Source organism: Rhodococcus sp. As11, assembly GCF_048957735.1.
In the GTDB taxonomy this organism is placed as follows: Bacteria; Actinomycetota; Actinomycetes; order Mycobacteriales; family Mycobacteriaceae; genus Rhodococcus; species Rhodococcus gordoniae.
Genome location: NZ_JARDJE010000013.1, coordinates 1 through 11,926, shown reverse-complemented (window position 1 = coordinate 11,926; position 11,926 = coordinate 1). Strand labels below are relative to the sequence as shown.

10 protein-coding genes and 3 tRNA genes are annotated in these 11,926 nt (G+C 67.9%); 11 read left to right on the top strand and 2 right to left on the bottom strand.

Annotated elements, in window-relative coordinates:
- Positions 1-109: 109 nt before the first annotated feature.
- Positions 110-649 (bottom strand): PH domain-containing protein, encoded by a 540-nt coding sequence (locus PV766_RS16365; RefSeq protein ID WP_421097434.1) that lies wholly within the window; start codon positions 647-649, stop codon positions 110-112.
- Between the two features lie 266 nt (positions 650-915).
- Between PV766_RS16365 and PV766_RS16360 the strand changes: the two genes are divergently transcribed.
- The 6 genes from PV766_RS16360 to PV766_RS16335 all read left to right on the top strand — a co-directional run bounded on the left by PV766_RS16360 (position 916) and on the right by PV766_RS16335 (position 7,689).
- Positions 916-2,856: an acetolactate synthase large subunit gene (locus PV766_RS16360; protein WP_421097416.1), complete on the top strand. Its 1,941-nt coding sequence runs from the start codon at positions 916-918 to the stop codon at positions 2,854-2,856.
- Positions 2,853-3,356 carry an acetolactate synthase small subunit gene (gene ilvN / locus PV766_RS16355; RefSeq protein WP_006554535.1) on the top strand — a complete coding sequence of 168 codons (504 nt, stop codon included), beginning with the start codon at positions 2,853-2,855 and terminating at the stop codon, positions 3,354-3,356. Before PV766_RS16360 ends, ilvN begins: the two co-directional genes overlap by 4 nt.
- Before the next feature lie 50 nt (positions 3,357-3,406).
- Entirely contained in the window at positions 3,407-4,408 is a 1,002-nt protein-coding gene (gene ilvC, locus PV766_RS16350) for a ketol-acid reductoisomerase (RefSeq protein ID WP_016935634.1), read from the top strand.
- Between the two features lie 93 nt (positions 4,409-4,501).
- Complete coding sequence (locus tag PV766_RS16345; protein WP_421097415.1) at positions 4,502-5,077, top strand: SulP family inorganic anion transporter; 576 nt, start codon at positions 4,502-4,504, stop codon at positions 5,075-5,077.
- Positions 5,004-6,596, top strand: a complete 1,593-nt coding sequence (serA, locus tag PV766_RS16340) for a phosphoglycerate dehydrogenase (RefSeq protein WP_016935093.1) — start codon at positions 5,004-5,006, stop codon at positions 6,594-6,596. The genes PV766_RS16345 and serA overlap by 74 nt, the downstream gene beginning before the upstream one ends.
- Positions 6,597-6,678: 82 nt before the next feature.
- Positions 6,679-7,689: a 3-isopropylmalate dehydrogenase gene (locus PV766_RS16335; protein WP_026003504.1), complete on the top strand. Its 1,011-nt coding sequence runs from the start codon at positions 6,679-6,681 to the stop codon at positions 7,687-7,689.
- 47 nt (positions 7,690-7,736) lie between these two features.
- Here the strand turns inward: PV766_RS16335 and PV766_RS16330 are convergent, their stop codons facing one another.
- Positions 7,737-8,933, bottom strand: coding sequence for an MFS transporter (locus PV766_RS16330; protein ID WP_421097414.1), 1,197 nt, complete (start codon positions 8,931-8,933; stop codon positions 7,737-7,739).
- 110 nt (positions 8,934-9,043) lie between these two features.
- On the opposite strand from PV766_RS16330, the gene PV766_RS16325 reads away from it, so the two are divergent.
- The 5 genes from PV766_RS16325 (at position 9,044) to PV766_RS16305 (ending at position 11,924) form a co-directional block, all read left to right on the top strand.
- A complete protein-coding gene (locus PV766_RS16325) occupies positions 9,044-9,820 on the top strand; it encodes a fumarylacetoacetate hydrolase family protein (RefSeq protein WP_064065373.1) in 777 nt (258 codons plus the stop codon).
- 66 nt (positions 9,821-9,886) lie between these two features.
- On the top strand, positions 9,887-11,359 hold the full coding sequence (gltX, locus tag PV766_RS16320; RefSeq protein ID WP_421097413.1) for a glutamate--tRNA ligase: 1,473 nt from the start codon (positions 9,887-9,889) through the stop codon (positions 11,357-11,359).
- Positions 11,360-11,536: 177 nt separating this feature from the next.
- Positions 11,537-11,608, top strand: a tRNA-Gln gene (locus tag PV766_RS16315).
- 86 nt (positions 11,609-11,694) lie between these two features.
- A tRNA-Glu gene (locus tag PV766_RS16310) sits at positions 11,695-11,767 on the top strand.
- Between the two features lie 84 nt (positions 11,768-11,851).
- A tRNA-Glu gene (locus PV766_RS16305) sits at positions 11,852-11,924 on the top strand.
- The last annotated feature ends 2 nt before the right edge of the window (positions 11,925-11,926 follow it).

Sequence of the window (11,926 nt, the reverse complement as noted above, 5' to 3'; positions counted from 1 at the left end):
AATCGGCCGGGCCGCATCCGGTCGCCGGGCTGGGGCGGGTTCGGGCAGCGGCACCGACGAATCTACTCGTGTGTCTCCGGGTGCATCTATCCGCACCCGGTCGCGGGACTCAGGAGGAGCGGTGGTCCTTCTTCTCGACGGTGCCTGCGTCGTCGGCGGTTTCGGCACCGGATACCGATTCGGATCCGGATTCGGATTCGGATGCCGCCTCGGCGCGGTGGGACTCCTCCTCGGCGCGGCGTGCGGCCGCGTACGGATCGGGGATGCGGCCGGCGCTGGCTTCCGACAGCTGCGGCAGGCGGCCGAAGGTGACGACCGGCAGTGCGACCTCACTGCCGTCGGTGAGCCGTGCGCGGGCCCAGCCCCGCTTCGGGAACCGGAGGCCGTCGAGGGAATCCCAGTCCAGAGTCGTGGTGGAAAAGGTCGCCCGCGCGACGATGCCCTCGGGGCCGACGACGGTGCGTACACGCACGATCCATGCGGCGACGAGAAACGGGATGATCAGCGTCCATGCGAAGGCCGCCGGCCACGCCAGCGCGGGGGAGGCGAGGGCGAGGAACAGCAGGGCGCACGCCAGGAACGACAGTCGCGAGATCTGGATGACCTGCGTCGTCGAATCGGGCGTGTGGGATGATGGAGTAGGTGGCACGGGCTGCTGGGAAGATGACACCTCTACATCTTCGCACTGCAGCCGCGGCATCTCACATTCTGGGACAGTCGACCGCATCAAGTTGACTGTCTGGACACCATGCGCCTACCGTCGAGCGCGTGAATCAGAATGGGTTGCTCGTAATCGGCCGGCGCGTCGTCGCCTGAGCCGCATTCCGCAACTCGCCCACGACGCGCCACCCTCGTACAGCAGACTTGCTGACGAGGGTTTTTTGTTGCCCGGAGCCAGAATCAGAGGAACTCGCAGTGAGCGCACCAACCGCACGGCCTCAACCCTCGCCGCGAAAGCCGGGGTCCACCACCCCGACTCCCGCAGCTGCCGCAGCGCAGCCCGCCAACCGTCGCCAGGTCGCCCCCGAGCGGGTCACCGGCGCGCAGTCGGTGGTCCGCGCACTCGAGGAACTCGAGGTCGACACGGTATTCGGCATTCCCGGCGGCGCGATCCTGCCCGTCTACGACCCGCTCTTCGACTCGCGACGCGTGCGTCACGTGCTCGTCCGTCACGAGCAGGGCGCCGGACACGCTGCCACCGGTTACGCCCAGGCGACCGGCAAGGTCGGCGTGTGCATGGCCACCTCCGGTCCGGGCGCGACGAACCTCGTCACCCCTCTCGCCGACGCGCAGATGGACTCCGTGCCCGTCGTCGCGATCACCGGCCAGGTCGGTCGTCCGCTCATCGGCACCGACGCCTTCCAGGAAGCCGACATCTCCGGCATCACCATGCCGATCACGAAGCACAACTTCCTGGTCACCGACGGCGCCGACATCCCGCGCATCCTGGCCGAGGCGTTCTACCTCGCCTCCTCGGGCCGGCCGGGTGCCGTCCTCGTCGACATCCCCAAGGACATCCTCCAGGCGCAGACCACCTTCAGCTGGCCGCCGGAGATGCACCTGCCCGGCTACCGCCCCGTGACGAAGCCGCACGGCAAGCAGGTCCGCGAGGCCGCGCGGCTGATCGCCGACGCGACGAACCCGGTGCTGTACGTCGGTGGCGGTGTCATCAAGGCCGACGCGTCGCCCGAGCTGCTCGAACTCGCCGAGCTGACCGGCATTCCGGTCGTCACGACGCTCATGGCCCGTGGCGCGTTCCCCGACAGCCACAACCTGCACTGCGGCATGCCCGGCATGCACGGCAACGTCGCCGCGGTCGCCGCGCTGCAGAGGAGTGATCTGCTCATCACCCTCGGTGCCCGTTTCGACGACCGGGTGACCGGCCAACTCGACTCGTTCGCGCCCGACGCCAAGGTCATCCACGCAGACATCGATCCTGCGGAGATCGGCAAGAACCGGCACGCAGACGTGCCGATCGTCGGTGATTGCAAGGAGGTCATCGTCGAGCTGCTCGAGGCCATCCGCGCCGACCTGGCGACCGGCACGAAGCTCGACTACGCGGCCTGGTGGGCCTATCTCGACGACATCCGTCGCACCTACCCGCTGAGCTACGACCGCCCCACCGACGACACCCTGTCGCCGCAGTACGTCATCCAGGCCGTCGGCAAGCTCGCCGGTCCCGACGCGATCTACTGCGCGGGTGTCGGACAGCACCAGATGTGGGCGGCGCAGTTCGTCGACTACGAGAAGCCGCGCACCTGGCTCAACTCCGGTGGTCTCGGCACCATGGGCTACGCGGTGCCCGCCGCGATGGGCGCCAAGATGGGCCGCCCCGAGACCGAGGTGTGGGCCATCGACGGCGACGGCTGCTTCCAGATGACCAACCAGGAACTCGCGACGTGCGCCGTCGAGGGTGTGCCGATCAAGGTCGCGCTCATCAACAACGGCAATCTCGGCATGGTCCGGCAGTGGCAGACCCTCTTCTACGAGGAGCGGTACTCGAACACCGACCTGGCGACGCACTCGCTGCGCATCCCCGACTTCGTCAAGCTCGCCGAGGCCCTCGGCTGCGTGGGCATCCGCGTCGAGCGCGAGGAGGACGTCGAGCCGGCGATCCGCCGGGCGCAGGAGATCAACGATCGTCCCGTCGTGATCGACTTCATCGTCGGCAAGGACGCGCAGGTGTGGCCGATGGTCGCCGCCGGCACGAGCAACGACGAGATCATGGCGGCCCGCGACATCCGGCCGTTGTTCGACGACGACGCCGCCGCCGACGATCCCGCCGTCATCCACGAGACCATCGACGCGCTCGAAGCCCGCAGCGAGAACGCGGCGGCCCAGGAGGAGACCAAGTGAGCACGAGCCACACTCTCAGTGTTCTCGTCGAGGACAAGCCGGGCGTGCTCGCCCGAGTCGCATCGCTGTTCTCGCGACGCGGGTTCAACATCGAATCCCTTGCCGTCGGTGGTACGGAAGTGCCCGACATCTCGCGGATGACGATCGTGGTGACCGTCGACGAGTTCCCGCTCGAGCAGGTCACCAAGCAGCTCAACAAACTCGTCAACGTCATCAAGATCGTCGAGCAGGAGGACGAGGCGTCCGTCGCCCGCGAACTCGTGCTCATCAAGGTGCGGGCGGACGCCAGCGTGCGCACCCAGGTCATCGAGACGGTGAATCTGTTCCGCGCCAAGGTGATCGACGTCTCGCCCGAGTCGCTGACCATCGAGGCCACCGGTACGCGGTCCAAGCTCGATGCGCTGCTGCGCATGCTCGAACCGTACGGAATCCGCGAGATCGTCCAGTCCGGTGTCGTCGCGGTCGGACGCGGTCCGAAGTCCATCACGGCTACCCGTTAGCCTTAACACACCCATACTTTCTGAAAGAGGTAATCACTGTGGCAGTCGAGATGTTCTACGACGACGATGCCGACCTGTCGATCATCCAGGGTCGTAAGGTCGCCGTCATCGGCTACGGCAGTCAGGGACACGCGCACTCGCTGAGCCTGCGCGACTCGGGCGTCGACGTTCGCATCGGTCTGAAGGAGGGCTCGAAGTCGCGGGCCAAGGCCGAGGAGGCCGGCCTCACCGTCGGTACGCCCGCCGAGGTCTCGGAGTGGGCCGACGTCATCATGGTCCTCGCCCCCGATACCGCACAGGCGTCGATCTTCACCAACGACATCGAGCCCAACCTGAAGGACGGCGATGCGCTGTTCTTCGGCCACGGCCTCAACATCCACTTCGGTCTCATCACCGCTCCCGAGAACGTGACCGTCGCGATGGTCGCCCCCAAGGGCCCCGGCCACCTCGTGCGTCGCCAGTTCGTCGACGGCAAGGGCGTTCCGGCGCTCATCGCCGTCCACCAGGACCCCAAGGGTGAGGGCCAGGCGCTCGCGCTGTCCTACGCCAAGGGCATCGGCGGCACCCGCGCCGGCGTCATCAAGACCACCTTCAAGGAAGAGACCGAGACCGACCTCTTCGGTGAGCAGGCCGTGCTCTGCGGTGGCACCGAGGAACTGGTCAAGACCGGTTTCGACGTCATGGTCGAGGCGGGCTACGCCCCCGAGATGGCCTACTTCGAGGTCCTCCACGAGCTCAAGCTCATCGTCGACCTCATGTACGAGGGTGGCATCGCCCGCATGAACTACTCGGTGTCCGACACCGCCGAGTTCGGTGGCTACCTCTCCGGACCGCGCGTCATCGACGCCGGCACCAAGGAGCGGATGAAGGAGATCCTGAAGGACATCCAGGACGGAACCTTCGTCAAGCGCCTCGTCGCCAACGTCGAGGGCGGCAACAAGGAACTCGAGGGCCTCCGCAAGGAGAACGCCGAGCACGGCATCGAGGTCGTCGGCAAGCAGCTGCGCGACCTGATGAGCTGGGTCGATCGCCCCATCACCGAGACGGCGTAAGACCTCCCGATCCGGTCACGGCGGCCCGGTACCCCTGCGGGGGTGCCGGGCCGCCGTCGTCCGTGCGATCGTGAGCAGGTGATGTCGTGAGCGATGCCGCCCCACGGGCGAAGGCGGCGGAGGACACTCGGCCGATGTGGCTCCGAGATGCGCGCTCTCGGTGTGGTGAACATCGCAGCCGGTGGCACAGGGGGATTCCCGATCCGCGCCGGTGACAGCCGGACGCCGATGCTCGAACAGGCCGGAGCGCGTACCCAGCTCGCCGCGATCGTATCGTCGCCGGCGGTCGTCGTCGTGCGTGCCCGGCGATCCCACCGGACCGAACCGGTCGAACTCGAGGACGTCGCCGGATACCACGACCGGCCTTTCGCCCCCGCAACCGACCCGGTATCGAGCGCAGTCTGCTCGTCGCGTCTCCGCGGCACGTCGTGCTGCCGCCACGGAAGGATCCGCCCGCACCACCGTGATCCCCATCCCGGTGGCGCCGTGGCCGGGGTCGGGGCACTAAACTGTGGGCGGTCGCGGGTGCCCGTGCATGCTGTCGGGCGCGAGCGCCGTCGACCACTCACACATCCACGACACAGGGAGTCCGCACGTGAGCCAGAATGGCCGTCCAGTAGTCCTGATCGCCGACAAGCTTGCGCAGTCGACCGTCGACGCGCTCGGTGACGGTGTCGAGGTGCGCTGGGTGGACGGCCCCGACCGCCCCGCCCTTCTCGCGGCCGTGCCCGAGGCCCAGGCGTTGCTGGTCCGCTCCGCGACCACCGTCGACGCCGAGGTGCTCGCGGCGGCGCCCAACCTCAAGATCGTCGGTCGTGCCGGTGTCGGCCTCGACAATGTCGACATCGCCGCTGCCACCGAGCGCGGCGTGATGGTCGTCAACGCGCCCACCTCCAACATCCACTCCGCCGCCGAGCACGCGGTCGCCCTGCTCATGTCCGCGGCCCGCCAGGTCCCGGCCGCCGACCGCACCCTGCGTGAGCGCACCTGGAAGCGGTCGAGCTTCAACGGCACCGAGATCCTCGGCAAGACGGTCGGCGTCGTCGGCCTCGGCCGTATCGGCCAGCTGTTCGCCCAGCGTCTCGCGGCCTTCGAGACCCATGTCATCGCGTACGACCCGTACCTGCCGGCCGCTCGTGCCGCACAGCTCGGCATCGAGCTCGTCGACATCGACGAACTCGTCGCCCGCGCCGACTTCATCTCCGTGCACCTGCCCAAGACCAAGGAGACCGCCGGCCTGATCAACGCCGAACGCTTGACCAAGGCCAAGGACGGCGTGATCATCGTCAACGCCGCTCGTGGTGGCCTGATCGACGAGGACGCCCTGTACGACGCGCTCGTCGGCGGCAAGGTGCGAGCTGCCGGCCTCGACGTCTTCGAGACCGAACCGTGCACCGATTCCAAGCTGTTCGATCTCGACAACGTCGTCGTCACCCCGCACTTGGGCGCCTCCACCGCCGAGGCCCAGGACCGCGCCGGTACCGACGTCGCGAAGAGCGTGCTGCTCGCCCTCGCCGGCGAGTTCGTGCCCGATGCCGTCAACGTCTCCGGTGGCCCCGTGGGCGAGGAGGTCGCGCCGTGGCTCGAACTCGTCCGCAAGCTCGGCCTGCTCGCCGGTACCCTCTCGCCCGAGGCAGTGCAGAACGTCCAGGTCGTCGTCAGCGGTGAGCTCTCCGCCGAGAACGTCGACATCCTCGGTCTGGCGGCCCTCCGCGGCCTGTTCTCGGCGAGCAGCGACGAGCCGGTCACCTTCGTCAACGCCCCCAAGCTCGCGGAGCAGCGTGGCGTGACCGTCGAGGTCGACAAGGTCAGCGAGGCCACCACGCACCGCAGCGCCGTCGAGGTCCGCGCCGTGGCGCCGGACGGACACGTCACCTCTGTGGCGGGTGCCCTCACCGGCCTGCAGCAGGTCGAGAAGATCGTCAACATCAACAGCCGCAGCTTCGACCTCCGCGCCGAGGGCCACAACCTGATCGTCCACTACCAGGACCGCCCGGGTGTCCTCGGAACGCTCGGCACCGTGCTCGGCAACGCGAGCATCGACATTCAGGCCGCGGCCCTGAGTCAGGACGCGGAGGGCCCCGGCGCGACCGTGATCCTGCGCGTCGATCGCCCTGTCGGCGACGCCGAGGTCGAGCAGATCACCCAGGCGCTCGAGGCGCGGGTCGCCCAGGTCGACCTGTCCTGATCGTTTCGTTCTCCATCATTCGGTGGCCGCGACCGTGTCTGCACGGTCGCGGCCACCGTCGCACAGGAAGTGAGTAGTGCTCATGAAACTTGCGGTCATCCCCGGTGACGGCATCGGTGTCGAGGTCACAGCGGAAGCGCTGAAAGTGCTCCGCGCGCTCGTCCCGGACCTCGCGACGACCGAGTACGACCTCGGCGCCCGCCGGTACAACACGACGGGTGAACTGCTGCCCGATGCCGATCTCGCCGCGATTCGCGAGCACGACGCGATCCTTCTCGGCGCCATCGGTGATCCGTCGGTCACCCCCGGTGTCCTCGAACGCGGTCTCCTCCTGAACATGCGGTTCGCGCTCGACCACCACGTCAATCTCCGTCCGGCACGGCTGTACCCGGGAGCGAAGTCGCCGCTCGCCGCCGACCACGAGATCGATTTCGTCGTCGTCCGTGAAGGCACCGAGGGGCCGTACACCGGTAACGGGGGAGCGATCCGGGTGGGAACGCCGCACGAGATCGCCACCGAGGTGTCGGTGAACACCTGGTTCGGAGCCGAGCGTGTGGTGCGGTACGCCTTCGAGCTCGCGCAGACCCGCCGGAAGCACCTGACGCTGATCCACAAGACCAACGTCCTGTCCAATGCCGGTGCGATCTGGACACGGGCCATCGAGACGGTGGGGAAGGAATTCCCCGACGTCACGACGGCCTACTGCCATATCGATGCGGCGACGATCTACATGGTCGACGACCCGTCGCGGTTCGACGTCATCGTCACCGACAATCTGTTCGGCGACATCGTCACCGACCTCGCCGGTGCGGTGACCGGTGGCATCGGTCTGGCCGCGAGCGGCAACATCGATGCTTCCGGCACCAACCCGTCGATGTTCGAGCCCGTCCACGGTTCGGCTCCGGACATCGCCGGCAAGGGCATCGCCGATCCCACCGCGGCGATCCTGTCCACCGCACTGCTGCTGCGCCATCTCGGACGCGAGCAGGACGCTGCCCGCGTCGAGCGAGCCGTCGAGGCCGATCTCTCGACCCGTGGCACCGGTCCGATCGTGACCACCGAGATCGGCGACCGCATCACCGCCGCGCTCTGACGTTCCCGTGTGGCTCCGTCGGGTACCTGCCGGAGCCACACGGTCCGTCAGTCTTTCGGCACCACCGGAACCGCCGCCGCCGGAGCCACTGCGGCCAGCGCGAAGGCGATCGGAAACCCGGCCGCGGCGATGAGGCCGCCGAACACGGGCCCGACCGCCGCGGCGAACACGAACTGTCCCGTGTTCTGGATCCCGAGTGCACGACCTCCCCAGAACGGTCCGGCGATCTCGGCCACGGCGGTGAACGCCAACCCGTTCGGGGCCGACGTCAGGATCGACGCGACGAGCAGGACACCCACGGCGATCGGTGAGTTCGTCCACGCCGTGACGGAGAGCGCGATCATCGCCAGGACGACCGATACGGCGACGAGGCGCATCGGGGCAAGCCTGCTCCCGACGCGGTCGGACCACGCTCCGGTGACGACACGGCCGATCGCGCCGAGGATCTGGGCTGCCGTGATGACGAGACCGGCACCGACCTCGTCCCATCCGCGATCGGTGATCAACCACACCAGGGCATAGGTCCACACGACGTACTGCGGGATCACGAGCAGTATCGACGCGAGATGAATCCGCGTGAGGGACATCGAAGTTCGATACGGATTCGCAAGAACACCTGCGCGTTCGGCTTCGGTCCGGCCGGGGCGTGGCGGATCGGTCACACCGACGGCGCAGGCGACGGCCGCCCCACCGCACGCGAGCGCGGGAAACGCGAGAGCCCAGGCGATTCCGTGATCGCCCGCCAGTGTCGGAATGACGAGGGCGCCCGCGGCGACGCCCAGCGGTACCGACATCTGCCGGATCCCCATCGCGAGGCCGCGCCGGTGCGGAGGGAACCATCCGACGACGACCCGGCCGCTCGCCGAGTTGGCGCTCACGGCGCCGGCTCCCGCGCACATCAGCAGCACACCGAGCAGGGCCGCGGAGGTCGTGCGGGAGAGTTCCACGGATGTCGTCGCGCTCGCGGCACCCATCGCGGTGCCGGCGATTCCCAGTCCGGCGGTGAGCGCGAGACGCTCACCGAAACGATCCGCGATCGCACCCCACACGACGAGGGTGAACACGCCGCCGAGCAGTGGTGCGCCGGCGAGTGTCCCGGCCTGGGCGAGGGTGAGGCCGGTGTCCTCGTCGAGGGTCGGGATGAGGAAGGCGACGCCGTTGATCACCGTGGCCTGCGCGGCCTGGGCGAAGACGCCGAGCGCGAGGATGAGCCACCGCCGCCGGCCGATGTCCGGACTATCCATTTCTCTCACTATCTGAGATGACTGTTCCGTTATGTGGAATTCGATCCGGACTCTACCTCCCGGCCACCCGGCAGTCGATCGCCGTGTGCGCACCCCGTTAGACTCCGGACATGCGCCTTGGTCGAATTGCCAGCCCGGATGGAGTCGCGTTCGTGAGCGTGGAGGGGGAGGGGGAGTCCGCGAGGGTGAAGGAGATCGCCGAGCATCCCTTCGGCAATCCCACCTTCACGGGCCGGAGCTGGCCCCTCGCCGACGTGCGGATTCTCGCCCCGATCCTCGCCACCAAGGTGATCGCGGTGGGCCGCAACTACGCCGCGCACGCGGCCGAATTCGGCAGCGATGTCCCCGACGAGCCCATGATCTTCCTCAAGCCCAACACCTCGATCGTGGGGCCGGGAGCGCCGATCGTGATTCCACCCTCCACCTCGCTCGTCCATCACGAGGCGGAACTTGCGGTGGTCATCGGCCGCCCCTGCAAGGACGTTCCCGCCGCGAAGGCGCGGGAGGCGATCCTCGGGTACACGATCGCCAACGACGTGTCCGCTCGCGACCATCAGCGCACGGACGGCCAGTGGGGTCGCGCCAAGGGGTACGACACCTTCTGTCCTCTCGGGCCGTGGATCGAGACCGACATCGATGCCTCCGATCTCGAGATCTCGTCCGAGGTCGACGGGCAGATCCGGCAGCGCAGCCGGACGTCGAAGATGGTGCACGACATCCCGAAGCTCGTCGAGTGGATCTCCGGTGTCATGACGCTGCTCCCGGGCGACATCATCCTCACCGGTACGCCCGAGGGGGTGGGGCCCATCGAGCCGGGGAACACGGTCTCGATCACAGTCGAGGGCATCGGTACGCTCACCAACCCGGTCGTCGCGAAGGGATCCTGACAGGAACTCGCGGCAGGGCGGATAGCCTGGGATGGTCTCCCGTCGATCCTCAACCCTGAGCGAGTCATGACCACCAGCGAAGTACGCGTACGTTTCTGCCCGTCACCGACCGGAACCCCGCACGTGGGTCTGGTGCGCACCGCCCTGTTCAACTGGGCTTTCGCGCGTCATCACGGCGGCACCTTCGTGTTCCGCATCGAAGACACCGACGCCGCACGCGACACCGAGGAGTCGTACCAGGCGATCCTCGGCGCGCTCCGGTGGCTGGGTCTCGAATGGGACGAGGGCCCGGAGGTCGGCGGACCGTACGAGCCGTACCGGCAGTCGCAGCGGCGCGACCTGCATCTCGAGATCGTGCAGAAGCTCGTCGACGCCGGCGAGGCCTACGAGTCGTTCTCGACGCCGGAAGAGGTCGAGGAGCGGCACAAGGCCGCCGGTCGCGACCCGAAGCTCGGCTACGACAACTTCGACCGCGACCTCACCCCGGAGCAGCGGCAGGCCTTCCTCGACGAGGGCCGGAAGCCGGTCGTGCGACTGCGCATGCCCGACGAGGACCTCACCTGGAACGACCTCGTCCGCGGCGAGACCACCTTCAAGGCGGGTTCGGTGCCCGACTTCGCGCTCACCCGGGGCAACGGCATCCCGCTCTACACGCTCGTCAATCCCGTCGACGACGCGCTGATGAAGATCACGCACGTCCTGCGCGGTGAGGACCTGCTGTCGTCGACCCCGCGTCAGCTCGCGCTGTATGCGGCGCTGCAGCGCATCGGCGTCACCGATTTCACACCCGAGTTCGGCCACCTGCCGTTCGTGATGGGGCAGGGCAACAAGAAGCTCTCCAAGCGCGACCCGGAGTCCAACCTCTTCCTGCACCGCGATCGCGGGTTCATCCCCGAGGGCCTGCTCAACTACCTCGCCCTGCTCGGCTGGGGTCTCGCCGACGACCGCGACGTGTTCTCCCTCGACGAGATGGTGGCGGCCTTCGAGATCTCCAAGGTCAACTCGAACCCGGCCCGGTTCGACCAGAAGAAGGCCGACGCGATCAACGCCGAGCACATCCGCCTGCTCGAACCGGCGGAGTTCGCCGCGCGCCTGAAGACCTATCTCGTGGAGCACGGCAGGATCGGGGCCGAGGTCGACGACGCGCTCTTCCGCACGGCCGCCGATCTCGTGCAGACCCGCATCGTGGTGCTCGGCGACGCCTGGGATCTGCTGAAGTTCCTGTTCGTCGACGAGGCCGACTTCACGCTCGACGAGGCATCCGCGGCGAAGAACCTCAAAGAGGATGCCGCGCCGGTGCTCGACGCCTCCCTCACGGCCCTCGAGGGCCTGGCCGACTGGACCACCCCGGCGATCGAGGAGGCGTTGAAGAGCGCGCTGATCGAGGGCCTGGAACTCAAGCCGAGGAAGGCCTTCGCGCCCGTGCGGGTCGCGGTGACCGGATCGCACGTCAGCCCTCCGCTCTACGAGTCGATGGAGTTGCTCGGCCGGGAGCGCACGCTCGCCCGGCTGCGCGCCGGCCGCACTCGTATCGCCTGACGAGTCCGTCCTCTCGGCCCGCCGCCTGCTCCCGGCGACGGGCCGAGATGGTGTCCGGGCTCGATTTCGGTGCTCTGACCAGCCGATTTGTAGTTCATGGCGGGGTTGGTGCTAATCTTCTTCTCGGTTCGGAACGGAGACCGCAGCGCGAGAGCGCGGGCCGACGGAACAGACCATTGGGGTATGGTGTAATTGGCAACACAGCTGATTCTGGTTCAGCCATTCTAGGTTCGAGTCCTGGTACCCCAGCTGAGGCGCGGTGGTTTGCCCGCAGCGCCTCGGCCAGCTATGCTGGCTGAGCTTCCTTCGGGGAGCGAAGAGAAGAAGTTCCATAGGCCCCCGTCGTCTAGCGGCCTAGGACGCCGCCCTCTCACGGCGGTAGCGTGGGTTCGAATCCCATCGGGGGTACAACGGACTCCCACCGATCTGCGGTTCGGTGGGTGTTTCTTCTCTCCGAAGGCACCGATCGGTCGGTGCCGAGGAAAGTTCCAGGCCCCCGTCGTCTAGCGGCCTAGGACGCCGCCCTCTCACGGCGGTAGCGTGGGTTCGAATCCCATCGGGGGTACA

Excerpts from the sequence above, each read along its gene's own strand:
- PV766_RS16345 (WP_421097415.1), top strand. The coding sequence starts at position 4,502 with ATGCCGCCCCACGGGCGAAGGCGGCGGAGGACACTCGGCCGATGTGGC.
- PV766_RS16325 (WP_064065373.1), top strand. The coding sequence starts at position 9,044 with ATGCGCCTTGGTCGAATTGCCAGCCCGGATGGAGTCGCGTTCGTGAGC.
- PV766_RS16335 (WP_026003504.1), top strand. The coding sequence starts at position 6,679 with ATGAAACTTGCGGTCATCCCCGGTGACGGCATCGGTGTCGAGGTCACA.
- ilvC (WP_016935634.1), top strand. The coding sequence starts at position 3,407 with ATGTTCTACGACGACGATGCCGACCTGTCGATCATCCAGGGTCGTAAG.
- gltX (WP_421097413.1), top strand. The coding sequence starts at position 9,887 with ATGACCACCAGCGAAGTACGCGTACGTTTCTGCCCGTCACCGACCGGA.
- PV766_RS16330 (WP_421097414.1), bottom strand. The coding sequence starts at position 8,933 with ATGGATAGTCCGGACATCGGCCGGCGGCGGTGGCTCATCCTCGCGCTC.